The 24,107-nt window shown below is 64.3% G+C and carries 22 protein-coding genes and 1 pseudogene; 6 read left to right on the top strand and 17 right to left on the bottom strand.

Going from position 1 to position 24,107, the window contains the following annotated elements; genetic code table 11:
• Nucleotides 1-17: 17 nt before the first annotated feature.
• The 4 genes from HZZ16_RS16785 to HZZ16_RS16770 all read left to right on the top strand — a co-directional run bounded on the left by HZZ16_RS16785 (nucleotide 18) and on the right by HZZ16_RS16770 (nucleotide 4,373).
• Nucleotides 18-791 carry an ABC transporter permease gene (locus HZZ16_RS16785; protein ID WP_197949651.1) on the top strand — a complete coding sequence of 258 codons (774 nt, stop codon included), beginning with the start codon at nucleotides 18-20 and terminating at the stop codon, nucleotides 789-791.
• The gene (locus HZZ16_RS16780) at nucleotides 788-1,573 is read left to right on the top strand and encodes an ABC transporter ATP-binding protein (RefSeq protein WP_197949649.1); all 786 of its coding nucleotides are present in this window, start codon (nucleotides 788-790) and stop codon (nucleotides 1,571-1,573) included. Before HZZ16_RS16785 ends, HZZ16_RS16780 begins: the two co-directional genes overlap by 4 nt.
• The gene (locus tag HZZ16_RS16775) at nucleotides 1,566-2,792 is read left to right on the top strand and encodes a Zn-dependent hydrolase (RefSeq protein WP_197949647.1); all 1,227 of its coding nucleotides are present in this window, start codon (nucleotides 1,566-1,568) and stop codon (nucleotides 2,790-2,792) included. Before HZZ16_RS16780 ends, HZZ16_RS16775 begins: the two co-directional genes overlap by 8 nt.
• Before the next feature lie 420 nt (nucleotides 2,793-3,212).
• Nucleotides 3,213-4,373: an MFS transporter gene (locus HZZ16_RS16770; RefSeq protein ID WP_197949645.1), complete on the top strand. Its 1,161-nt coding sequence runs from the start codon at nucleotides 3,213-3,215 to the stop codon at nucleotides 4,371-4,373.
• Between the two features lie 69 nt (nucleotides 4,374-4,442).
• On the opposite strand, the gene msrA is transcribed toward HZZ16_RS16770, so the two are convergent.
• The 5 genes from msrA to HZZ16_RS16745 form a co-directional block, all read right to left on the bottom strand.
• Nucleotides 4,443-4,958: a peptide-methionine (S)-S-oxide reductase MsrA gene (gene msrA, locus HZZ16_RS16765; RefSeq protein WP_036008049.1), complete on the bottom strand. Its 516-nt coding sequence runs from the start codon at nucleotides 4,956-4,958 to the stop codon at nucleotides 4,443-4,445.
• A 126-nt stretch (nucleotides 4,959-5,084) separates the two neighbouring features.
• Nucleotides 5,085-5,507, bottom strand: a complete 423-nt coding sequence (locus HZZ16_RS16760; protein WP_197949643.1) for an OsmC family protein — start codon at nucleotides 5,505-5,507, stop codon at nucleotides 5,085-5,087.
• A gap of 20 nt (nucleotides 5,508-5,527) precedes the next feature.
• Nucleotides 5,528-7,849, bottom strand: coding sequence for a molybdopterin guanine dinucleotide-containing S/N-oxide reductase (locus HZZ16_RS16755; protein ID WP_197949641.1), 2,322 nt, complete (start codon nucleotides 7,847-7,849; stop codon nucleotides 5,528-5,530).
• A 174-nt stretch (nucleotides 7,850-8,023) separates the two neighbouring features.
• A complete protein-coding gene (locus tag HZZ16_RS16750) occupies nucleotides 8,024-8,206 on the bottom strand; it encodes a hypothetical protein (protein WP_197949889.1) in 183 nt (60 codons plus the stop codon).
• Between the two features lie 124 nt (nucleotides 8,207-8,330).
• Nucleotides 8,331-8,525, bottom strand: coding sequence for a hypothetical protein (locus HZZ16_RS16745; RefSeq protein ID WP_197949639.1), 195 nt, complete (start codon nucleotides 8,523-8,525; stop codon nucleotides 8,331-8,333).
• A gap of 87 nt (nucleotides 8,526-8,612) precedes the next feature.
• Between HZZ16_RS16745 and HZZ16_RS16740 the strand changes: the two genes are divergently transcribed.
• Nucleotides 8,613-9,128, top strand: coding sequence for a YciE/YciF ferroxidase family protein (locus HZZ16_RS16740; RefSeq protein WP_197949637.1), 516 nt, complete (start codon nucleotides 8,613-8,615; stop codon nucleotides 9,126-9,128).
• A 93-nt stretch (nucleotides 9,129-9,221) separates the two neighbouring features.
• Here the strand turns inward: HZZ16_RS16740 and HZZ16_RS16735 are convergent, their stop codons facing one another.
• Together HZZ16_RS16735 and HZZ16_RS16730 are read right to left on the bottom strand one after the other, a co-directional pair.
• Nucleotides 9,222-10,079 carry an SDR family oxidoreductase gene (locus HZZ16_RS16735; RefSeq protein WP_197949635.1) on the bottom strand — a complete coding sequence of 286 codons (858 nt, stop codon included), beginning with the start codon at nucleotides 10,077-10,079 and terminating at the stop codon, nucleotides 9,222-9,224.
• A 155-nt stretch (nucleotides 10,080-10,234) separates the two neighbouring features.
• A pseudogene (locus HZZ16_RS16730) lies at nucleotides 10,235-10,622 on the bottom strand (beta/alpha barrel domain-containing protein); the annotation flags it as partial.
• Between the two features lie 16 nt (nucleotides 10,623-10,638).
• Here HZZ16_RS16730 and HZZ16_RS16725 point away from each other — a divergent pair.
• Nucleotides 10,639-11,046: a (2Fe-2S)-binding protein gene (locus tag HZZ16_RS16725; protein ID WP_197949633.1), complete on the top strand. Its 408-nt coding sequence runs from the start codon at nucleotides 10,639-10,641 to the stop codon at nucleotides 11,044-11,046.
• Here HZZ16_RS16725 and HZZ16_RS16720 read toward each other — a convergent pair.
• Genes HZZ16_RS16720 through HZZ16_RS16675 form a run of 10 tightly spaced genes read right to left on the bottom strand, consistent with a single transcriptional unit; the run spans nucleotide 10,981 to nucleotide 24,079 of the window.
• Nucleotides 10,981-12,378, bottom strand: a complete 1,398-nt coding sequence (locus tag HZZ16_RS16720; protein WP_197949631.1) for a DUF6519 domain-containing protein — start codon at nucleotides 12,376-12,378, stop codon at nucleotides 10,981-10,983. The genes HZZ16_RS16725 and HZZ16_RS16720 overlap by 66 nt on opposite strands.
• A gap of 10 nt (nucleotides 12,379-12,388) precedes the next feature.
• Complete coding sequence (locus HZZ16_RS16715; protein WP_197949629.1) at nucleotides 12,389-14,569, bottom strand: hypothetical protein; 2,181 nt, start codon at nucleotides 14,567-14,569, stop codon at nucleotides 12,389-12,391.
• Nucleotides 14,570-14,598: 29 nt separating this feature from the next.
• A complete protein-coding gene (locus HZZ16_RS16710; protein WP_197949627.1) occupies nucleotides 14,599-17,802 on the bottom strand; it encodes a putative baseplate assembly protein in 3,204 nt (1,067 codons plus the stop codon).
• Nucleotides 17,799-20,678 (bottom strand): putative baseplate assembly protein, encoded by a 2,880-nt coding sequence (locus HZZ16_RS16705; RefSeq protein ID WP_197949625.1) that lies wholly within the window; start codon nucleotides 20,676-20,678, stop codon nucleotides 17,799-17,801. The genes HZZ16_RS16710 and HZZ16_RS16705 overlap by 4 nt, the downstream gene beginning before the upstream one ends.
• Nucleotides 20,679-20,681: 3 nt before the next feature.
• Complete coding sequence (locus HZZ16_RS16700) at nucleotides 20,682-21,038, bottom strand: GPW/gp25 family protein (protein WP_197949623.1); 357 nt, start codon at nucleotides 21,036-21,038, stop codon at nucleotides 20,682-20,684.
• A gap of 4 nt (nucleotides 21,039-21,042) precedes the next feature.
• On the bottom strand, nucleotides 21,043-21,369 hold the full coding sequence (locus HZZ16_RS16695; RefSeq protein WP_197949621.1) for a PAAR-like protein: 327 nt from the start codon (nucleotides 21,367-21,369) through the stop codon (nucleotides 21,043-21,045).
• Between the two features lie 19 nt (nucleotides 21,370-21,388).
• Entirely contained in the window at nucleotides 21,389-21,928 is a 540-nt protein-coding gene (locus HZZ16_RS16690) for a phage baseplate assembly protein V (protein WP_197949619.1), read from the bottom strand.
• Nucleotides 21,925-23,079, bottom strand: coding sequence for a hypothetical protein (locus tag HZZ16_RS16685; RefSeq protein ID WP_197949617.1), 1,155 nt, complete (start codon nucleotides 23,077-23,079; stop codon nucleotides 21,925-21,927). The genes HZZ16_RS16690 and HZZ16_RS16685 overlap by 4 nt, the downstream gene beginning before the upstream one ends.
• Complete coding sequence (locus HZZ16_RS16680; protein WP_197949614.1) at nucleotides 23,079-23,429, bottom strand: LysM peptidoglycan-binding domain-containing protein; 351 nt, start codon at nucleotides 23,427-23,429, stop codon at nucleotides 23,079-23,081. The genes HZZ16_RS16685 and HZZ16_RS16680 overlap by 1 nt, the downstream gene beginning before the upstream one ends.
• Nucleotides 23,426-24,079: a hypothetical protein gene (locus HZZ16_RS16675; RefSeq protein ID WP_197949612.1), complete on the bottom strand. Its 654-nt coding sequence runs from the start codon at nucleotides 24,077-24,079 to the stop codon at nucleotides 23,426-23,428. The genes HZZ16_RS16680 and HZZ16_RS16675 overlap by 4 nt, the downstream gene beginning before the upstream one ends.
• Nucleotides 24,080-24,107 lie beyond the last annotated feature (28 nt).

Raw genomic sequence — 24,107 nt, 5'->3', positions numbered from 1 at the left:
CATTCGGATACAGTTTGATGCGTCCTCTGGATCCCGTGACATCGAGGCAACGTGCGGCGTATGGCCTGGCGTTCTTCGTACTGTTCGTCGCCCTCTGGTCGTGGGCGACGTTCGGCGGCCATGTGTCGAAGACCTTCCTCGCCAATCCGCTCACCATGGTGCAGGAGGGCATTGAGCTGCTCACCAAGCACGGCTTCCTGTTCGACATCGGCATGACAATCTGGCGCGTCGTCGGCGGCTTTGCACTCGCGGCGGTCATTGCGGTGCCGCTCGGCGTGCTGATGGGCGCCTACAAGCCGGTCGAAGCCTTCCTCGAACCCTTCGTCTCATTTGCACGCTATTTGCCCGCCTCGGCCTTCATCCCGCTGCTGATCCTGTGGGCCGGCATCGGCGAGCTGCAAAAGCTGCTCGTCATCTTCATCGGCTCGGTGTTCCAGGTCATCCTGATGGTCGCGGTGACGGTCGGTGCCACGCGGCGCGATCTGGTCGAGGCCGCCTATACGCTGGGCGCCAGCGACCGCGGCATCATCCGCCGGGTGCTGCTGCCTTCTTCCGCGCCGGAGATCGCAGAGATCCTGCGGCTGGTGCTGGGCTGGGCCTGGACCTACGTCATCGTCGCCGAGCTGATCGGCTCGTCCTCGGGCATCGGTCATATGATCACCGACAGCCAGGCGCTGCTCAACACCGGCCAGATCATCTTCGGCATCATCGTGATCGGATTGATCGGCTTGATCTCGGACTTCCTGTTCAAGGCGTTCAACGCCTGGCTGTTTCCTTGGAAGCTCGCATGACCATTCTCAAGGTTGAACAGGTTTCGCGCACCTTCCCCGCGCGCCACGGCAACGCGCCGACGCGGGCGCTGGAGCCGACCGACCTCACCATCGGCAACAACGACTTCGTTACCATCCTCGGTCCCTCCGGCTGCGGCAAGTCTACGCTGCTGCGCATCGTCGCCGGTCTCGACCGTCCGACCAGCGGCCGCGTCACGCTCGACGGACGCGTCGTGACCGGCCCGGGCGCCGATCGCGGCATGGTGTTCCAGTCCTACACGCTGTTCCCCTGGCTGACGGTGCGCGAGAACATCGCCTTCGGCCTGCGCGAGCGCGGTGTGTCCGAGGCGGAGCGACACAAGATCGCCGATGCCTTCATCCGCCAGGTCGGGCTATCCGGCTTCGAAAACCATTGGCCGAAGCAGCTCTCCGGCGGCATGCAGCAGCGCACCGCGATCGCGCGCGCGCTCGCCAACGACCCGAAGATCCTGCTGCTCGACGAGCCGTTCGGCGCGCTCGACAACCAGACCCGCGCCTTGATGCAGGAAATGCTGCTCGGGATCTGGGAGCGCGACCAGAAGACGGTGTTGTTCGTGACCCACGACATCGAGGAAGCGATCTTCCTCGGCAGCCGCGTCATCGTCATGAGCGCGCGTCCCGGCCGCATCAAGGCGGAGATTCATGTGGACCTGCCGCATCCCCGCTCCTACAAGATCAAGACCACGCCGGAATTCGTCCAGCTGAAGGAACGGCTGGTCGAGGAGATCCGCACCGAGGCCCTGAAGGTTGCCGAACATGCCTGACGCTCGCGCCGACGGCCATCGCGTTCTCGCCGACCTCCATGCATTGCGCGCCATCGGCGCCTACAAGACTGGCGTGCACAAGCCGACCTTCTCCGAGCCGCACAAGCTGTCGCTGGAGTGGCTCGTCCAGAAGCTGCCCGAGGCCGAGCTCTCCGCGACGATTGACGGCATCGGCAATGTGTTCGGGACGAGCACGAAGTCCGGGCCGAAGCTGCTGGCGGGCTCGCACCTGGAAAGCCAGAACTATGCCGGCTGGCTCGACGGCCCGCTTGGCGTCGTCTATGCGCTCGAGGCGGCGCGCGTGCTGAATGCCGACGCTTCCGTGAACGGCGCGGTCGAGGTCGCGGCCTGGTGCGACGAGGAGGGACATTTCGGACATTTCCTCGGCTCGCGCTCCTATGTCGGCCAGGTGACCGAGGCCGACATCGACGCGGCCCGCGATCGCACCAGCGGCCGCACCATGCGCGATGCTCTTGCCGACATGGGACTCGTCGGGCGTCCGCGCATCTCTGCCGAGCCGGGGCGGCACGTCGGCTATCTCGAGGCGCATATCGAGCAAGGCGACACGCTCGAGAGCGGGCGCCTGGCGATTGGCGTCGTGACGTCCATCGTCGGCATCTGGCAGTACCAGATCAATTTTGTCGGCGAGCAGAACCATGCCGGGACCACGCGCATGGCGGTGCGCAAGGATGCGGGCCTGGCGCTGGCCAAGTTCTGCGTCGCGATCGACGAACGCTTCCCGACGGCCTGCGGCCCGCGCACGGTCTGGACCACCGGCCGCATCACGCTCGATCCGGGCGCGCCCAGCATCATTCCCGGTGGCGCGGAGATGTTGTTCCAAATCCGCGACGACGATCCGTCTGTGATCACGCGGTTGGAGCAATTGCTGCGGACCATGGCGGACGAGGCCAGCGCCAAAGGCCCCTGCACCGTCAGCGTGACGAAGCTGCGCACCGGCGCACCCGCGATGATGAATGCGGGCTTTCAGGACGCGATCGAGGCCGCGAGCAAGGTCGTCGCCGGCGGCCGTTCTATCCGCATGCCGAGCGGCGCCGGCCACGATGCGCAAATGCTCGCGACCGTCATGCCCGCCGGCATGCTGTTCGTGCCGTCGATCGGCGGCATCAGCCATCACTGGACCGAGAACACGGCGGATGCCGATATCGTGACGGGCGCGGAGGTGTTCGTCGAGGCGTGCCGGCGGATCCTCGGCGGCTAGCGCTGCGTCCGGAGCGCGATACATAGGCTTCGTCCTCCAAAGACCCGTGTCATTGCCCGCCTTGTGCGCAATTGCGCACTGGGGCGGGGAATCCAGTACGCCGCGGCCTCTCGATTCAATCACTACCGTCTCTGGGATACTGGATCGCCCGCCTTCGCGGGCGATGGACAGCGGGTGTGTGGACGCAGACGTGTGTACTCAGCCTCGATGGAGCGCGAGCGTAATCCGGAACGGTGCAAGATGCCGGGCGCGCAGCCCGGATTACGCTTTCGCTCCATTCGGGCTACGGGGCCTCCTGCAATCGCGACAAGTTGCTCAGACAGGGCGCCAGCTGCGACAATCTGAACGCAGTGCCGACACAAAGCTGCGGCATTTCTCCGCTTTCTCCTCCGCCCCGCCCTGTTCTTCCCCGGAGCTCTCATGTCTTCTGCCGATCGGCCGGCAACCCGCCTTGCCACCCGGCTTGCCTTCCTCGTTGCGGGCTTCGGCATCGCGTGCTGGGCACCGCTGGTTCCGTTCGCCAAGGCGCGGCTCGCCGTCGACGACGGAGTCCTCGGGCTGCTCCTGCTCAGCCTCGGCATCGGCTCGGTCGTCGCGATGCTGCTGACCGGCGTGCTCAGCGCGCGCTATGGCAGCAGGCCGATCATCGTCGCGGGCGGGCTCGGTCTGACCCTGGTACTGCCGCTGCTCGCGATCGCAAGCTCGCCGCTGTCGCTGGCGCTGGCGCTGCTTGCGTTCGGCGCCGCGCTCGGCTCGATCGATGTCGCCATGAACATCCACGCCGTGGAGGTGGAACGCGCCGCGCGACGCCCGCTGATGTCCGGATTCCACGCCCTGTTCAGCATCGGCGGCTTCGCCGGATCCGCGCTGATGACGGCGCTGCTCTCGCTGCAGCTCGGCCCGCTCGCCTGCACGCTGATCTGCTCCGTGCTGATGCTGATCGCGATGCTCGTGACATGGCCGCGCCTGCTTCGATCGGTGCAGGTGCAGGAAGGCCCATTGTTCGTGCTGCCGCACGGATCGGTGCTGCTGCTGGCCCTGCTCGGCGCCATCACCTTCCTGGTCGAAGGCGCGATGCTCGATTGGGGCGCGCTGCTCGTGATCGGCGCCGGGCTCGTCAGCGAGGCGCAAGGCGGCGTCGGCTACATCGTGTTCTCGATCGCGATGACGATCGGCCGGCTCGGTGGCGACGCGGTCGTTGCGCGCATCGGAGACCGCACGACATTGCTGTGGGGCAGCCTCATTGCGATCGCCGGCTTCGTGGTGCTGCTCACCGCGCCCGTGGCAGCGGTCGCCATCGGCGGATTCCTGCTGATCGGGCTCGGCGCCTCGAACCTCGTGCCCGTGCTGTTCCGCCGGGCGGCGCAACAAAAGGTGATGCCCACGGGACTTGCGGTCGCGGCGATCACGACGGCAGGCTACGCAGGCGTCCTGCTCGGCCCTGCCGGCGTCGGCTTCATCGCACAGCTCGGCGGACTGCCGCTGGCATTCTGGCTGCTGGCCGCCTTGATGGGGCTCGTCACGCTGTCGGCGCCGATCGTCACTACGGATCAGCGCCGGACGTCGCATGTCGATGCGTGAGCGGACCTGCGTCGAATGTGACCGATGGGAAGGTGGACCGCCACAGCCCGGCGAACCACGTTCCAGGCTTTAGCCCCCGACTGCCGCAGCCCGCCGCGGCAGCTTCCAGCCCGGCCGGATGAAGTGGCAGGTGTAGCCGTCAGGATAACGTTCAAGATAATCCTGATGCTCGGGCTCGGCTTCCCAGAACTCGCGCGCGGGCGCGACCTCGGTCACCACCTTGCCGGGCCACAGGCCGGACGCTTCGACGTCGGCGATGGTGTCTTCGGCTATCCGCTTCTGCTCCTCGCTGGTGTAGAAGATCGCCGAGCGGTAGCTCGTGCCGATATCGTTGCCCTGACGGTTGAGCGTGGTCGGATCGTGGATCTGGAAGAAGAACTCCAGCATGGTCCGGAAGCTGGTCCTGGCTGGATCGAACACGATCTCAATCGCTTCGGCATGTCCTTCGTGATTGCGGTAGGTGGCGTTCTTGACGTGCCCACCGGTGTAACCGACGCGGGTGGAGATCACGCCCGGCTGCTTGCGGATCAGATCCTGCATGCCCCAGAAGCAGCCGCCGGCCAAAACTGCGCGTTCCGTCGTCATGTGATGTGCTCCCAATGATCGCTCAACAGCTTGTCCATCATATAGGCTTTCGGCCGCCCGGCCGAAAGCCACGCCTTGACGCCCACCCGGTCGCCTGGATCGGAAAGAGCGGAGCAAGCGCTCGCCCTAGACCAGCTTGGCGTCGAGTGTGATCGCGGCGTTGAGCACCTTGGACACCGGGCAGTTCTTCTCGGCCTCGCCGGCGAACCGGGCGAAGCCGGCATCGTCGAGACCAGGCACTTTCGCCCGCAGGGTCAGCGCGGATTTGCTGATCTTGAAACCCTTGCCTTCAGGCTCGAGCGTGACGGCGGCTTCGGTCGAGAGCTCGTCCGGCGTGAAACCCGCCATCTGCAGTCCGAAGGCTAGCGCCATGGTGAAACAGCCGGCATGGGCTGCGGCGATCAACTCTTCGGGATTGGTGCCCTTCTCGTTCTCGAAGCGGGTCTTGAACGAATAGGGCGTCCCGGCAAGCACGCCGGATTCGCTCGACAGGTGGCCTGTGCCATCGCGACCAGTGCCCTTCCAGACTGCTGTTGCCTTGCGGATCATCTTTAGTTCTCCTTGCTTGCCTAAACCGGATCGAACGCGCGGATCGGCGGCAGATTGCCCGTGAACTTCTCCACCTCGACGGTCGTCAGCTGGCCGGTGCAGCCCTGCGCCAGGGACGAGGTGCCGACGTCGCGGGTCAGCACGTTCGGATTGCCGTGAACGCAGAGCGGAGCCTCGTCTTCGGGATCCATCGGATCGTACCACGCGCCGGTCGGAAGCTGAACCACGCCGGGCGCGATGCCGTCGGTGACGTGGACCGCGGCGAGGCACGCGCCGCGCTCGTTGAACAGGCGGATAATGTCACCGTCCTTGATGCCGCGTGCCTCCGCGTCGACCGGGTTCATGCGCGCGACCTCGCGACCGCGGTGCTTTGAGCTGAGCGAATGTCCGCCGAAATCGAGCTGGCTGTGCAGGCGCGTCACCGGCTGGTTGGCGACGAGGAAGCACGGTGCCCCGGGCTTGGGAATATCGGTCTTGTCGAGCCAGACCGGATGTCCGGGACAATCCGCATCACCGTGCCCTGCGATCTTGGCCGAGAAGATCTCGATGCGTCCGCTCGGCGTCGGCAAGGCGTGATTGACCGGATCCTCGCGAAAGCGGCGCAGCCGGCCGCCATCATCGGGCTGCTGCGGCACGACCAGGCTGCCGCGCGCCCAGAATTCTTCGAAGCTTGGCGCTTCGAGGCCGCGCTTGGCAAGCGAGGCGCGGGTCGGCTCGTAGAGATGTTCCAGCCATTGCCGCGACGTGCGCCCTTCGGTGAAGGGCTCACGCGCCCCGAGACGTTCGGCGAGATCGGCGAAGATGTCGTAATCGTCACGCGCGAGCCCAAACGGCTCGGCGATCCGGTGCATCGCGACCATCAGGGGATCGTTGGTGGAATAGCCGATATCCTCGCGCTCCAGCGTCATCGTCGCGGGCAGCACGATGTCGGCGTGGCGGGCGGTGGCGGTCCAGGCGAGCTCGTGCACGACCAGCGTGTCCACCTTTGCGAAGGCCTTGCGCAGGCGGTTGATGTCCTGATGGTGATGGAAGGGATTGCCGCCCGCCCAGTAGACCAGACGAATATCTGGATAGGTTCGCGTCTCGCCGTTGTAGCGATATGTGGTGCCGGGATTGAGCAGCATATCGGCGATGCGCGCCACCGGAATGAAATCAGCAACGCCGTTGCGGCCCTGCCCCAGCGTCGGTCCCGGCACGTCGTTGACGCGGCGGCCGTAATAGCCGATCGCACCCAGCGAATAGGCATAGCCGCCACCGGGAAGGCCGATCTGGCCGAGGGCGGCCGCGAGCACCATGCCCATCCATACCGGCTGCTCGCCATGCTCGGCGCGCTGCAGCGAGTGGGAGACGGTGACGAGCGCGCGCTTTCCGGCAAGACGCCGCGCCAGGTTGCGGATCGCATCCGCCTCGACGCCGCAGATCGCGGCGGCCCATTCGGCGTGCTTGGCTTGCCCGTCGCTCTCGCCGATCAGATAGCGCAGGAAGATTGGCCAGCCCTCGGTGTAGCGATCGAGGAAGGCCTGATCGTGCAGCTTCTCGCTCACCAGCGTATGGACGATGCCGAGCATCATCGCAGTGTCGGTGCCGGGGACGCAGGTCATCCAGTCGGCGCCGGCCTCGACCGGCAGATCGTCGCGCAGCGGGCTGACCAGGATGAACTCGCAGCCGCGCGCCCGCGCCGCCGCCATGGCGCCGCGCTCGACATGCTTGCTGATCGAGCCGCCGGCCACCATGGAGTTCTTCAGCGCCATGCCGCCGAAGGCCAGCACGATGTCCGTCTCGGCCGCAATCTGCTCCCATGTGACGTTGCGCTTGGTGATGTCCTCGTAGCCGGCCAGGATCTGCGGCAGCAGCACCGAGGACGCACCGGACGAATAGGTGTTGACCGAGCGCACATAGCCGCCCATCGCGATATTGAGGAAGCGATGCACCTGGCTCTGGGCGTGATGGAAGCGCCCGGCACTCGACCAGCCATAGGAGCCGCCGAACACGGCGCCGGGTCCGCGCGTGTCGCGAATGCGGCCAAGCTCGTCGCCGAGGAGATCCAGCGCCTTCTCCCAGCTGACGGAGACGAACTCGTCGCGGCCGCGCCGATCGTCGGGGCCCGGCCCGCGCTCGAGCCAGCCGCGGCGGATGACCGGCTGAGCGATGCGCGCCTGGTGCCGGAGCGCGCCGGGAAAATTGTCGATAATGCCGTTCGGATCGGGATCGCCCGCATATGCCCTGACCTCCAGCCCGGCCGCGCCCTGACGCGCGGAGAACACGCCCCAATGCGAGGTGTGTGGCTTGAAGCCGTCCGACAGGTCAAGACCCGGGTCGGGGAAGCCAATCGTGTCGTCCATTTCTGATCCTTGTTCCAGGCGGCGTCGGCCAACGGGTGGGTAATATACCGATCCGCTCCGGACGTCGTCGAGATCAGAGTTGACGGGAACGCTGACCTGCCCCGCGCAAAGCCAGCCTCAAGTCCGTTGACACCCCCGAGCGTTCATCGCGCGCGTCATGGCGCCGACGCTGCGTCATCCGCGTGCGCAGCAATCGACCAGCAGATTCCAGATCCGCTGCGTCTCTTCTCTCTTGTTCGCCTCCGACACGTTCTCCGCGCTCGACTGATCGAACGCGGCGATGGTGTGGGGTTGGCGAGGCACGATCCACCGCTCCGAAATCGGGTCGTACCATTTGCCGATATTGATCTCAGTCACGTCGGTCGACTCACAGATTGACAGGCTCGGGCGATCCGCCCCGCGCGGTCCTCATTGGAGCCCGTGTGGCGCGCCACCCGATTCACCAATCAGGAGCTCGCATGATCGTTCCCGACACGCTGCGTCAGCCTGGGCGGGCCGGATGCAGCGTGCGCGGATGTCGCTCATGCAGCAATCGCGCCAGCTCTTCACGCTCGGTGTCGCGGCCCTTCATCGCGGTCTCGAACAGCGCCTCCTGGATGTCGCGAGGCATGTCGCCCCACACGTCCATCGCCGCACGTCCGAGCAGGCCCGCAAAATGATCCACTCCATCGCTCATTCGGCTCTCCCGATCTGCACACGGGAATGGAACAGCGGCGGCCGCCCCGCGTTCCACTGCCATCATTGTGAAAAGGAGACGTCTTTTATGGGATTCTTCACCAAGGACATCAAGTCGATGGAAGACCTGCTGCTGCACGGGCTCCAGGACATCTATTACGCGGAACAGCAGATCCTGAAGGCGCTGCCGCAAATGATCGACAAGGCCACCAACAGGGATCTCGTCGCCGGGCTGAAGGCGCATCTGGAAGAGACCAACAAGCAGGTCGAGCGCCTCGACAAGGTCTTTGCCAAGCTCGGCAAGGAGCCGAGCGGCACGCATTGTCCGGCCATCGACGGCCTGATCAAGGAAGCCGACGAAACCGCCGGCGAGATCGAGGACAAGGCCGTGCTGGACGCCGCGATCGTCGCCAACGCACAGGCGGTGGAGCACTATGAAATGTGCCGGTACGGCACGCTGATCGCCTGGGCGGAAGAGCTCGGCCACGACGACATCGTGCGTTTCCTTACCACCAATCTGAACGAAGAGAAGGCCGCCAACACCAAGCTGAACACGGTGGCCCTTCGCAAAGGCGTCAACGCCAAGGCGTCCAACGCGGCGTGATTGCGGCAGACTGTTCAAGACGATGGCGGCGCCCACGGCGCGGCCATCGTGCTTGCACAGCGACGGCTCTCCGCCGCGAACAGACACGTCGGATCAGATGAACGGCTTGCCACCAGTGACGGGCAACGTCGCCCCCGACGTGTAGCTCGAAAGCGGATCCGCCAGCATGACATAGGCCGTCGCGAGCTCGGCCGGCTGGCCGGCGCGCTGCATCGGCACCTGCTTGCCGAAGTTCTTGACCCTTTCCTCCGACATGGTCGAGGGAATCAGCGGCGTCCAGATCGGACCTGGGGCCACCGCATTGACCCGGATGTCCTTCTCGGCCAGCATCTGCGCAAGCCCGCCGGTGAAATTCTGAATGGCGCCCTTGGTCGTGGCGTAGGCCAGCAGGCTCGGGTTCGGCATGTCGGAGTTGACAGAGGCCGTGTTGATGATCGCGGAGCCCGGCCGCATGTGGGGAACGGCGGCCTTGGCCAGATAGAACATGGCGTGGATGTTGATCTCGAACGTCCGCCGCCATTCGTCGTCGCTGATATCGGCGATGTCCTTGAACGTCGCCTGATGGGCGGCGTTGTTGACGAGGATGTCGATGCCGCCAAGCGCCTCGACGGTGCGACGCACGATGGCGCGGCAATGTTCGGGATTGCTGATATCGCCCGGGATCAGGACGGCCTTGCGTCCCTCCCGCTCGACCAGCGCCTTGACCTCGGCCGCATCCTCGTCCTCGTTCAGATAGGAGATGACGATGTCCGCGCCTTCACGCGCATAGGCGATCGCCACCGCGCGGCCGATGCCGCTGTCGCCGCCCGTGATGACGGCCTTCTTTCCAGCAAGACGGCCGGAGCCCTTGTAACTCTCCTCGCCGTGATCGGGGCGCGGCTGCATGGCCCGCGTCGAGCCCGGCATCGGCTGCTGCTGCGCAGGATAAGGTGGCTTTGGATAGTCGATCATGGACAACTCCCGGCGTTTGCTGCGCTAACGGAGCGCCGCCGAAAGTGTTCCTGCCGTTGTCCGAGGTTCCGACGACGCGGTCGCTCCTGGTAGGTGGGTGACGCAACGCCTGCATCCCTTTTGGGACTGAGCCGCGCACGGCGTCTGCCGTCATCGGCTGCCGCAATCTGCACCTGCACGTCCCTGGGCTTTGCCAGATAGGGCGCGGACGTGACCAGGAGATCGGCGCCGGCTGCCGCATAGGCCGCGGCATTTGCCGCGTTGACGCCGCCGGCGGCGGCGATGATCGGACGAGCCCTTGTATAGGCCATCGATGCCATGCGCTTGACCAGCGCAGCTATCTCAGCTGGCGAGAACTTCTCGACCTGGATCACGTCGAAGCCTGCGACGGCCGCGGCGAGTGCGGCATCGGCGGTTCTTCACCTCGATCACCAGCTTCTTCTCCGGCGCGGCCCGGCGCAATCGCTCGACCGCCTGGAACAGGGGCAGCTCGCCGAGCAAGGCGCGGTGCTCGGGAAACACCAGCACGGTCTCGGCGCATCCCGCAACGGAATCCGGCATGATCGTCTGTTCGTGCAACATCATCAGCGATCACGACATCCGCGGCGCGGTCATTTCGACCGACGGCGAGCTGTTCTCGGCCGCACAGGTCTACGACTGCCTGGGCTGCACGGTCAGGTGCGGGCGATGCTCCCACTCCGTGCGGCGCATTCTCGAGGAACGGCCGGCTTGCCGCAACACCGCGCGCGGGTCCCGGCGCCGTAGCTATCCTGCGAGACGAGACGCGGAACGATCGGTGAATGCAGAGGGACGGAAGGGCCGCATACCCGTCCGTACCCAGGGCTCGTCGAGCTGGATCACGTCCGCGGCGACCTCTATTTTCCCTCACAATCGTGCGGCCTTAGAAGGCCACGGGTACGTTGAATTTGAGACGGCAATCGCCTCGTGTTTCGAGTACGCCATCTGACCCAAACGATACTATGGCGAGTGGCGCATAGTGATGCTCGATGCCGTGCGGCGGAAGGGCCTTGGGGTGGCCGTGTTCGCGCGGCCACATCGCGCCAGTCGCGACGCGCGCCGGGATCAACCAATAATCGCCGGGCCGATAGACATTGGCAGGGTTTGACTTGTGAAACTGAATCCGCAGGCCGTTTTCCAGCGAGAGCCAGTTGTTATTGCCTTCCCCCTCTTTCAAGACCACGGCCCCATCGCGCAGCTCGAGGCCGCCTCGTTTGGAGTCGCCCGCCTTGTGATCCCATCGCCGCAGCAGATGGGGCCGGTTCGAAAGATTGCCATGTCGTGGCGAGCCGTTCAGCGTGATCTGGCGGCGGGATATGTCGACCTTTTGAATCTGCCACAGATGGCCCGGCGTCGCACCGTGCCCAGCCGCATCGTCGATCTCGACCCAGTCACCCGCGCGTAGGCCGAAGCGCGTATCCCGGCCCCACGTTTCAAGCGTGACGACATTGTCCTCGATCTCAGCAATCCGAAAGATCACCGACGCATTTTCGCGCGAAACTTTGAAGGTCGCCCCCGACGCGCCGCCGCCTGCCACGCCGCCATGGTGGATCTCTACGCGGTAAAGATGATTGTGCGATCCGCGGTACCCTGCCTCCTGATGCCGGTGATCGCGCTCGGCGCCCTCAGCCGTATCGGAAACGCGCACCTTGAGGCACCCCCGGTGCTCCGGTTGCCAAGCGTGGGTGATGCTTGACCAATGCTCCTTGACCTTGTTGCAATCACCGCTGCCGTACACGCTCTTTTCCAGCTCGGCGATCCGAACGCGCCAAGTAACCCTGGCGCGCAGACTGGTATCCATTCCATTGAGTGCCGGCTCGCCAATCGTTTCGTCCTCGATCGAGGTGACCGGTCTTTCCCAGACGTCGAGATAAACAAGGTAAGGCACGTTCCGCTTGGGCGCGAGCAAACTCTCGCCATACCCCAGATGAGCGGAATAGGCCAGATAATGCTTGTTTTCGCACAGGATACCGCCGACATAGTACCGTCCGGGGCTAAGCAGGAATTCGCCCGGATCCTTGAAGAGCGCTCGCAACTCCTCCCGCTCGTGCGGCGACAGCGCATCGGCGGTTACCTCGCGCGTGATGACGCCGAAGCCGCATCGATCATACGGGCCGGCGTAAGGTCCAACCAGATCGGTCAGCACGGTTCGCCAATAGTGCCAGAAGATAGCGACCTGTTCATTCAGATCGGCATCGAGCTGCGGGCGTCCCTGCTGCATCAGAACGCGTGTGAAGCCCTTTTCCGGTGCGAAACTGTCACGCGTAAAATCACCCGTCATGATACCCTCATCAGCTGGCAAAAACGATCCCGACCTCGGTTCCGGCCGGAACGTGGTCGGCAAGTCGAGTACGCAGGTTCGCCGCACGTTGGGCTTCGAACAGATCGTGGAATACACCGAGTTCCGAGCGGTCCTCGGCGCCGCGCCTGATTTCCTCTGCGCAGTCCGTGGCCAAGCGGCCATAGTCCGGCTCGCCAAAATGGATCGTCGCAAATCGGGGCGCGACGCGCAGCCGTTCCGCGTGGCGCAACGCCTGCCGTTCCGCGGGCGAAAGATGCTCCGCCTCCTGCTCGTTCTCTTGAAGAGCTTTTTCGACGAGATCCGGCTGGCAATAATATCGCGGCGGCGTACGCGAGTTTGGCGCCACGTAGCAGTAGCGCATGCAGCCCCATTGACGGCGCGCCACCCTGACGTGATCGGCGAAGATGGAGTTCTCAGCGAACGCGACCGCGTGGACATGGACGTGTCCCAGGAAGGTTGCGCGCTTTGCGGCCAGCGTGACCGGCGCAACCGCGCCTTCATCAGCGCCAATCGCCGGCAGGTCATCGCTGGTCGCATCGACGATGCTGTCGCTGACATGCAGCACGACTGGATCGATCGCGACCTCCTCCTGTACGGCGTGAATGGCTCCGACGATGCTGCGCTCGATCCTGAGGCACGCCGAGACATTTGTCAGCGCAAGGCTCGGCTCGGTGCGGCGGCGAAGCCTGGCGTCGTCCTGAATCGACCAACCTGGGACCAGGGTACAGTCCCGGATCGCGATTTCATCGAACGTACCGCGAAATTCCATGCCGCGCCCGCTCACGAGCAGACCGTCGAGAATGAACCGGCTTCCCGGCTCGCCGTAAACCATGAAGGCGTCAGAGTGTCCCGCGCGCCGATCAAGCAGATTGATCACCGGACGCCTTCGATTGGCGCTTCGAATTTCGAGGCTGCGCTTCGCACCGATCTCGATGTTGATCTCCTCCCCATAGACGCCATTGTCCATTACTTCGATGACAGCACGCTCCCACCCCTCCTCCCTCCAGACCTCAAGCGCGTCTGGGATGGTCTCATGCTCGGTGCCCTTGCCAACGCGGTAGACTCGCGCACCGGACGGAACATCTCGCGTGCGCTGATATTCGCCACCGCCGATGTCACAGCCGAACGCGTAATAGTAGGATACGAGGACGTCCCGGGTGGGCGACTGCGTTGGCGGAAACGCCAAGCGGCCGAGCTCAGGATCGACGGCGATGTAACCGTGCGGCGGACGAAACCGCCAGTCGCTCAGATCTGCCGGGATGATGCGCGACGCCGGCACGGGCGCGGCGTCGGAGTTTCCCGCCCAGTCGGGCGCCCAGACGGCAAGGCTTCTGCCTTCGCCGTAATAGTGTTCTGACGCTTCGATGCCCTCGACGCCATCGATCGTTACGCGTCGCTCGAGCGCGCGACGGCGCAACGGCACCGGCAAATTTCTCTCGTCGGCAATGTCTTCGGGCTCGGGGTCGGCGACCGGTAGAGTATAGAGCGGAGCATCGTTGCCGAGAATGCTGAATGTGTAGCAATGATCACCGGCTTCTTCGAGGCAGTAGGCAATCGTTCGCGTCACAGGATAGATCGGCAGCCGCCAGACATAGACCGCGACGTTGGCCGCATTGTAAGCGCCCTGCGATCGATCGGAACCGATGGTCCGCACTTCGACCGCATGGTTCGCGGAATCGAAGGGAGTACCGAGCAGCTCAAGCTGCTCCGTCGAACGGAGGTCAATCGTTCCGCCACGGCGCAGCCGCAGATGATCGATGGACTGGTTGTGCGCGAGCCGGCGGCCGAGCTCGACGGCGCGCGCCGGCCAGCCCGTTACCGCCTCCGTCAATTGTTCGAGCAGCCACAGCGATCCCTTGCGGCGGCGCAGACGGACGGCATTGGCCACCTCACTCCGTGCCGAGAGAATCCTGCCGTTCGGCTGTGCGCCGGCACCATCCACCGCTCCCGCCCCCGCCGGAGGCCGATATCCGATCAGATCGCCAATGTAGGGCACCACCCAGTCGTCGCAGGTCTCGATGAACCAGTTCTCGTAGAGCTGCGCGATGTCGCTCTCGATCAGATCAACCTGCTCACCGATCAACCCGAGCAGCTGGTGCAGCGGCGCACCTACCTCTGCGTCCCGCTGCCGGTAGATCACCGGCAACAGCTTGTAGAGGCGCTCATTCAACGGCGGCTTGGGATGATCAATTGTCGTGTTCACTGGACGGCCTCCGAGAGGATCAGCGTGTCGGAGAGCTCCGCGCTCAGAAAAGCGAGCTGGGCGGGCAACGGTTGCAGTGTCTCGGGATCGATCCGCACGGAGCGGACCTCAATGGAGGACGCCACCGGCGCGATGCCCAGACTGGCCAGCTTTTGCCGGAGGCTGCTATCGAGGTTGGCATCCGATGCGCACATCGAGTCAAACATGCTCACATTCACGCCAGCGACCCCCGGGACGTCCTGAATGGCGGCCGTCATCTCACTCAATGCGATCGACTGGCCGAGCTCGCGCCGTTCATATCCGAAGCGTTCGATCAGGGCGGCGCGGATGTTCGGCTCGACATTGGCCCAGGTCCGGCTCGGCGCGACGGTGACCCTCGCGGCGACGATCAGGAGCATGAGCTCGCACGTGTCGATCCTGAAGAGGATGCTGGGATCGCCGGCCCGTGCGAGCGCCTGCCGCAGATTGTCGTGTTGCGACGCTTTGTTGTCCCGCCAGGTCGGACATGCAACCGTCAGGTAGACGAAAGGCCGGCGACCGGGCACGGCAATCGCAGCCGCCTTGCCCACGCCGCCGAACAGGCTGGCGAAGGCCGCGTAATCTTCGACAGAGACCAATCGATCCATCGCTACCGTGGCGCGCGGAATGTTCGATTTGCCCTGGTCGATGATATCCCGGTCCACGCCGCCGCTCGCTGACAACGGGCTCGCGACCGCCTTGACCCCGAACGGCCGCGTCGCGAGCTGGCTGATGGCGCCCGTTGAAACGTTGCCGTCGGAGCCGAGTCCGACTCGGTAGGATGCCGTGACATTTTCCTGGCCGGTCGGCAGTCGCATGCCATTGACACCATCACCGAATATGATCGTCGTCTTGTCGGCTTCGTCGGTTTGCGTGATGTAGCAGCGATCGAATGGGCCGGCATCGACGAAGGAATCGACCTTCGTCCAGGGAACGCCGTTGACCTGAACCTCGAGCGTCGACTTCGTTCCACTGGGCGTCGAAGCGGCAAGGTGCGTGACTGGTCCCTGCCGCAAAGTGAACTGCTGCGTCGCCCGCGACGCATCGCCGCTGCCCAGCACCTCGCGCTTGGTCTCCCCATGGGTAACCAAGGCAACGTTGCCGTGGATCACGACGGTGTCGCGCTTGTAGCGATAGCCGAGCGAGCTTGCGAGCTTGATCCGGGAATGAACGCGTTCGCCCGGGTAGTAGGCTGGATCGCCGTCCTTTGGAAGCAACTCGACTCCCATGACGGTCACGAGTTCCGCACCTTTAATGCCGCGCGTCGCCTCGATGTCGGTGCGCTCACCTTCGACGATGAGCCGGCGGCCGATCGGAAGCTCGCCATAGAAATCGGCAAGCTCGATGGTGTCTCCGGAGATCTCCTCCTTGATCGGCGCTTCGGCAAGCTCGAGCATTTCGCTCTGCGCAAGCACGGACACGCCCCGCACGGCCGACAGCATCAAGGTGTCCTCGTCGAGCCAGTCGTCCTTCAGATGCAGGCGGGTCACCCGCCCCGTAATGCCGTACTTCGCAACCGAGACCTTTTCTACCTTATCGACCTGCGTGATCACGGGCCGGCGCGGCTCCGGAAGAACGCGCGGCTCCCCGAAATCGATCACGATCCAGCTGCCGCGGACAATCTGATCATAGGCCGCATCGAGATCGATCACGTTCCGCAGGGTGGACTCTGCCGCCGCTTCGCGATCAATCGCCAGCGCCGCTTCGCGATCAATCGCCAGGGCATGCATCGTCGAGACCCGCAATCGTTCGCCGCCTGTCGCGGTTTCGGCTGCATGACCGATCGGCATTTCGAACGTACGCCCGTTCGTATTCACGGTCAGGACCGCACTCTCTGCGTCATGGCTGATCTTGCAAAACCAGGCTAATTTGTCGAACTCCAGGGTGTAGGTACGATTGCGATCATCAAACGTGGCGATCACCTGCCACCGGCCAACCTGGACCTTCGGGTCCCGGTTCGGCAGATCGAAGGACACGTTCGCCGTTTCCGGTCCGCGCGCAATCTGCACCAGAACCGACTTGCGCGAGTCGTCAAACAGCTCCTCGATGTCAACGGCGGCGCCCCTGTCCCGCCTGCGCCGCGTCTTGGGCGAGATCACGATGCGGATCGCCACCGCGTCCGAAAATGGCCATTCCTCGCTGCCGATGACGATACCGGTTTCATCGGTGACCGCCTTCGGTGGTGCGTTGTGTCCGAATGGAGCCGCCTTGACCCGAAATGCGTGAACCGAGCCGCCCGGGGGCGGCGCCACCGTCGCGTGACGCAAGGCATCGAAGAACTGCGTTCGCGCTTCGGGTCTCAGCAGTCGAAGCATCAACGGCACGGTGCCTGAATCCGGCGCAAAAGCGAGCGGCAGGCGGCGATCGACACCGAGCGCGGCTGCCGGCAAAGCCGCCGGCGGTTTGGCGAGAGGTTCAAGCAATGCAACGAAGTTGGTGATCCGGGACGCTGGCGGCGCAGCATTGCCCGTGTTGGTTTGCTTCTTGTCGTCATGGCTGAACAGGCTGATCTTGGTGTGCGCCTGCAGCGGTTCGGGCTCGACGGTTGCGACGGTTCTGACGATCCGATCGCCAGCGATCACGAGCAGTGGATCGCCGGGCTTGAGATTTGTCGAGAGCCCGGCCGCATAGATCGTCTGGCCCCCTTTCGCATCCAGGATTTGCGGCCTGGTCAGACGTGGCGCCAAATTGTTCCACGCCGCCCGTGCATCGAGGTTATCGGAGACCTCGAACATCTGGGGCAGTTGATCCTGCGCAGGCAGGCTCTGAACCCGGCTGCCCACGGGAATTGTCGCAGCGCTATTCTGATCCAGCGTAAATGCGACGTTCACCGATGCCGAAACGCCCGGGCGCAGTGTTGCGCCCACGAGGGTCGCAAGCTCGAGCACCGAACGGCGCTCGACCGCCGTCCGCAGAAAGCCTTCGTTGGCGATACGCTCCTGGTAGAAGGTCAGGACATCTGCGACCATCGCCCAGGCGTCGAGCAAAGCGATGGCAGGATCTCCAGGCTCGCGGGTCTTCAAGCCTGGCAGATCGAATTGAGAGAGCTCGGTCTTCATGGCCTCGGCGAAGATCGCATAGTTTCCGATCCGGTAGTTCAACGCGCTGAGTCCGGGACGATTGGCCGTCGACATCGGCACGCGCGCCGCGGGCGTCGTGCAGCAGTCGCATGACTCGCTCATTGCGCACCTCGTACCGTGAGAACGAACCGGCCATTTTCCGGCGATGCGCTGTTGCCGCCGAGGCGGGCGATCTCAAGCGGGCCGATCGGCAGGACACCGTCGTAGACCTGCTCGTCGGGAGCCTGGAAGCGGCGCTGCAGCCTTACCACGATGACGTTCTCCACACCTTCGACGGCCTGCGCTGCCGCAAGCAGCTTGCTGGCATAAATGCTGTCGCCGAAACTGAGATTGTCAGGGTGAAAGAACCCGAGCCGCCCGTCGGACAACGTGCGGCCGGAGAAGATGCCGCGCAGCACCGTCTCGATATGCCCCGCGGCGAACCCGCTTCGTACGTGCACCGTCATGGCGACGTCGATCGGAACATAGGTCGGCGGGACCACGATGACGTCGTGCCCGATGCGCCGGTAGCGGAACAGGTAAGCCCGGATTTGCCGAAGCAATTCCGGATCCACCTGCTCCGTGCCGCGCGGATCGATCGCGACATGCGCCTCGTACCGCGTTCCGGTCCACTGCAACTCAGCCGCCGCACGCTGGACCCTGGGGTTACGTTCGGCGAGGCGAGCGTAATCGTCCGCGCTGACGGCGCGGACGAGCCCGCCCTGGAAGGCCTTGGGAGCCAGCAGCTTTACCTTCTCGATCGGCTCGGGATCGGTCCCGCCCATCGACGGCAGCGGATTGCGCGCACTGATCGTGGCCTCGTGCAGGGTCGCCGAACTCGTTACGATTTGCGTGATCGAGTCGGCCCCCACGTTTCCGCTCGCGCCGATGCCCACCCGATATGTTGCCGTGAACTTCTCCCCGCCCTCCGGCGCCTGGCCGTTCTTTCCATCGCCAAAGCGCAGGTGCGCTACACCCTCATTATCGATCTCGACTACGAAGTGAAGGTCGTTGCCGCGGCTCGCAAGCAGGTCGCGCTGCGGTGTCCAGATCCGCAGCAACGACTTGAGCTTGTCTGTCAGCACCCCGTCCAGCTTCCCGGCGCTCGCCGGATCAGCCGCCGTTCGCGCCGGTTCCTCGGGGGCGAACGCCAGCCGATCGCGAAAATTGCGCCAGGCCAGCTCGTTTTCCTTGTCCGACAGAGTCTTGTCCGAGCGCCTCGGATCCGGCTTGTCCTGGTCCAACTGTGCAGCAAGGTGCGCTGGATGCTGCAGATCAGCGAAGTCGAAAAGCGGGGCCGTCCCGTCGAGCCGCGGAGCAATGCTGTAGACGACGAGCTGCGGGACCGCCGATCTGGGGTTCTGCATCAATTGCTTCATGGTGGCGCCCGGATCGAGCTTCGGATCGCGGAACGTCAGCGGCCCCGCCTGCAGCGACGGCCGGAACTTCTTGCCGGGCACCGGCGTGGACAAATCCTCGTAAACGATTCGGCTGCCTTGCCTCGTCCAATTGCCGTGATCGGCAAGAATGATGTTGCCGCGGGCAACGCTGAAATCGTCGCCGGCCGCAGGCTCCAGTGCACTCGACAGGCGAAGCGCAAACGGAAGCGCATCCTCCGGCGCCCAGGCAATCTCCAGCACCGGCTGGCCGAATAGCAGGTCGAAGTTCTGCCTGACTTCGGTCAGCTTCACGAAATGGCGACGGGCGGGATTTGCATCGGCGGCATGTCCCGTTTGCGGTCCCCTGACTTCCTCGAGCAAGAGAATGTCGCCCGGCCGCAGATTGAGCACGCGTTCTGCGACATAGGCAGCTGGCGGCGGGTCCTTTGGCGGCGCGCTCTTTGCCGCGTATGCGGCGGACGATTTGGTCGATCGCTTGCGCGAACTAGGCATCTCCTGCGCCTGCGCTTTGGGCTCGGTGTATTTGGATTCGGTCTTGACTTCGGTGTAACCGGCTCCGGGAGTTTCCGCCGCGACCGCAGCCCTCCCGTCAACCAGCGTTGCGGACGTGGCGCCCGCCGGCAGGCAGCAATCGCGATCTCCCCAGGTGTAGAACGAAATGCTGTTGTGAGCAGCGTAGAGCAGGATTCGCCCCTCGGCCATGGGTTCGAATATCACAGGCTGGTCAGTTGGCCCGAACGAGAGCTTCTCAAGCAAGAGCGGGCCTCCCTCGGCAGGTCGAGGTCCATTGTAGCCGGCTACGAAAAGGATGGAGGCAGGATCCTCGATGGTGACATCCTGAGAACCGGTATCGAGAAAGACAAACGCGCGCGCGTTGCAGCCTTCATGCATCGCAAAGTCGACCAGCCGGGCGTGACGCCGTACCGAAATGCGCTGGCGCGCGGTGCCAAGATAGGCTTCGGTCGCGACCGCATCCTGATAGTAACTGAGGTGATCGGCCACATAGGCGAGGACTTCAACCAGCGCGATGCCGACGTCGGGCACGTGCTGCTCCTGCCATGCGGGAACTGTCACCGCGAGGCGGTCCAGCATCAACTGGCGGAAGGAGCCGTAGTCCCTGGCGAGATAGTTGATCTCGGGCAGCGGCAGGACCGCATTCGAAGCGGCGGGCGGCTGCTTGCAGTCGATATCCGAGACCTCGTCCAGTCGGAAACTGAAATCGGCTCCCGCATAGCGCGGATCGATCCCGGGCAGAACCTCGTCGGTCGGCTCACCGTCGGCATCGAGGTCCACCAGGCTCAATGAATAGATCGACCCGTCGCCCGCACGGTCGATTGTGACGTCCATGCTGTTGTCGCCGCCGGCATCCTCGGGACCACGCAGTCGAACGCCAGTCACCTTGATGTCGCGCACCCGCGCGCCGCCGGTAATCCTGACATTTGCCGGAACGATCGGCCTTCCGATCCGGGTCAGGAAAAATACCGTCAACGTCAGCCGGTCATCGCTGACTTCGATATAGTCGATGCCGCTGAAACTGCTGCTGCGGATTTTCCGACGGCGTTGCGGCTCGCGGCAGAATTCGGGGGGACTTGATGCCATGGCCTACACCGTCCTAGTGATCTGCACGACCTCGGTCTTGCCGGTCTGGCGCCTGGCGTACTGAACTGCGATCGTCAGCGTCGAATCATTGCTCGTGACTTGCAGGTCCTGAAGCTCGATCACGTCGCCGAGCCAGCGCTGCAGCGCGCCACGCATGGAAAACTGCAGTGCAGCTGCCATCTCCGGACTGTTGGGAGCGAATACCAGCTGCAGCAGCCCGCTGCCGAAATCGGGACGGTTGATGCGCTCACCGGAATTGGTGAACAGCAATTGCTCGATCATGTCGCGGACATGGGTGTCGTCATCCGCCGCGGCGGTGCGACCATGGCTGTCGAAGCGGAACGGAAAAGCGATGTTCATGGCTTCACGTCCCGAATACGCGGCTCTGGTTGGCCGAAATAATCAACGGCGTGCCGCTCGGCACGCACAGCGCCTGACTGTCCTGCAGAAGCACAGGCACTCCGTTCACGAATACTCTCTTGGCCGCATTGAACCAGGTCGGCGCTGTCGCGCAGGGACCGTTGGCGGTCGGAGGCGGCGGCAGCGTGCAGAGCGTAACGACATAGGGTGACGTCTGCAGGGCCACCGGCGCGCCCATCACCAGGATGTTGGGGGCGGTCATGGTCGGCTTCGCAGGCCCCTGATGCGTGCAGGTGACGGTTGTCGAGAGATTGACCAGAAAACCAGGCACTGTTCCTACTCCGGTGCGATTACTTCACGACGAGAGCCAGTTCATTGATGGCAACGACGCCGGCGATGATGCTGATCGATCCGCCCTTGCCGTCGGTCATCATGATGCCGGCCGGCGAGATGGTGATGCGCGGCGAGGTTGGCAGCAGCGGCGGACCGCAAGAAAGGGTGATGCCGGTTGCGGGATTTCCGCTCACCAGGATGGTGTTCTGCGCGACCGTCTGCACCACGACGTCGGGAGGCAGGATCGGATTGGCCTGCGGCGTCGGGGTTACCGGCGCTTCCGTGGTCGAACCCCAGAAGCAACCGGTCCAGATCGGCTTGTTGGGATCGCCGTGCTCAAACTCGACCCACACGTTGGTGCCGACCGCCGGGATCACGTGAACGCCACTCTTGACGCCCGCGTTCGGCAGACACGGCAGCGCCCAAGTGGTCGGCACCGTCCCCAGCACGTCCGGAACCATCACCTGGATCCGGCCCTTCAATTCGGGATCGGCATTCATCTCGACGACGCCACGATACTTCCCGAAAAATCGCTTCCTGGTCCTGGCGCGCATCATGGGATGACCCCCGGGGCAAGCGAAATTAGCCCTTCCCGCGCCAGGCTGAAGTTCTGCTTGTATTCGCCTCGCTTGATGCTGTGGGTGACACTGCTGACGTAATACAGGCCGTCATAGGCGGTCCCCGCTCCCCTGACCCCCACCAGTTGCCGCGCCTTGAGCGGACGGCCGTAGCGCAGCACGTCGAGCGAACCCGAGCCGGTGATCGCGTCGGGCTTTGCCGACGCGGCAATGCCGAGCAGCGCCGCGGGGATCGGATCGAGGTCTGCGACATCCTCCAGCTGAGCCATGCGCATCGCCGGGGCCGGTCGCAATGCCAGCGGCGGCCGCAGGATGCTGACATCGGGAATCGGAATCGGGATCGGAATCTTTCCGGTGATCGGGTCCATGATGGTGATCACCGGCTGCTCCCGGGCCATGCCGTCATAAGTGAAATTGAGGGACTCGACATTCGTTTCCGCATCCATGTCGATGTTGAGCGCCGGCTGCGGGACGCCGATCCTGATCTCCGGCCCGAAATAGCCGATGTTGGTCCCGGGGACCGGGCCCGGATCGATGTAGAAGACGTAGCCGACGTCCTCGGCCGCGCTCTTGAGGAAATTGAGATCGCTGTCGAACGATGTCTTGGTGGGCCACCCGTCAGTAATCAGGGGAACGTCGACCTGCAGCGGCGGCACGACCAGCGGAATGATGCCGTAGGTGGCATATTTGAGCAGCAAGAGTTCGACGATTCCGACGGTCGGCAGATTGGGAAACGGGATCGCCGCCTCCAGCAGGCCGCCAATGATGCCGGCATTGCCGAGGTCCATCATGAGGCTGATGTCCTGGCCAGTCACCGCGAGTGTGGACTGTCCGGGCTCATTGCTCGGCGTCACCGTGTGCTGGGTGATGATGCCGTCCATCAGCACCGTTGGCAGGCTGTTCACCGTCACGACGAGAATCACGCGGATGCCGGGATCGAACGCGCCGATCGGCAGCAGCTGGGTATTGAGCGGCGATTTCTTGCTCATCGCAAATGTCAGCTGGAAGCCGCTGGCCTGACCGGCGCTGATCGTCACCTGCGCACTCGTCAGCGCGTCAATGACCGGCTGCGGCGCCGGCACCGGCACCGTCGGCCCCATCAGAAGCGTGAGGTAGAATCCCTTCAGCATTAGCGTTGCGGTATTCCCTGCGGCAGCGTAATACGCAGCTGCCGGCCGATGGTTTCTGTCAGTTCGTTCGGACGCATCGCGTTGTTGGCGTCGCATAGCCGCCAGAAGGCTTCCGGATCGCCGAGAAATTGTGCGGCGATGTTGTCGAGGCGCTCACCCTGCACCACCCTGTGCGTCTGCAGCAGCGCCAACTGATCCGCTTGCGGCAGGAAGCGGCGGGTCAGGTAGATGACGGTCTGGCCGTCGCGGGTCTGCAGCGACGTCGTGGCCAGGCCGAAGTAGCGGCTGGCAGGCCCGAACAGCGTTCCCTGCGCGCTCGTCGGCGCGATCTGGCTCAATATGGCGTTCATGGAATCTCCTTCAGGCCCAGCGCGCTGAGCGCACCCTGCGCGCCCACGCGGGCCAGTTGTTCTTTCTGCTGCAGATAGGCCATGAACAGGTTGCCTCCCTTGTGGGCGAAGCCGAGATCGCTGACCGTGAGCACGCGCATGCCGAGACTGACCTTGGCGCGGATCGGATTGAGGTTGGGATCGAAGGCTTCCTCGGTGATGCTGAAGTCGGTCAGCCGCACCGGCAGCACGCGGCTCTGGCTCCAGACGAACAGCGCCAGCGGCGCTTCCATCGGTGCAATCTCGAGCACGCCGCGCCGCGACTGGCTGTTATTGTCGTTGAGCTGCGCGCTGGTCGGGTAGATCATCACCTCGAGTGCGGCGAGCTGCGGAAAAATGCCGAGTCTAATGACGGTCGGTGCTGCCGTCTCGAGCTGGTCGGTTGCGTCGATCTCGGCCTCGAGCTTGATGGTCTCGAGCGGCGGCGATTTGAGCCGCAGCGCCTCGAGGCGGTCGCCCGGCTCCGGCCCGATGCCCTGTGGCTGTAGCGTCCGGCTCAGCGTGTCGGGATTGTACTGCAGCACCACGATCTGCAGCGGCACGCCGGAATCCGGATTGAGCAGCACGATGCCGCCCTTGAGCAATTTCGGTGAGCCGGGAAAGGAGGTCATGGTGTCGATCTCGCTAGATAACTTCTCG

Origin of the sequence: Bradyrhizobium glycinis, from assembly GCF_016031655.1 — a bacterium.
In the GTDB taxonomy this organism is placed as follows: Bacteria; Pseudomonadota; Alphaproteobacteria; order Rhizobiales; family Xanthobacteraceae; genus Bradyrhizobium; species Bradyrhizobium glycinis.
This window is presented reverse-complemented; position numbering and strand designations above follow the sequence as displayed.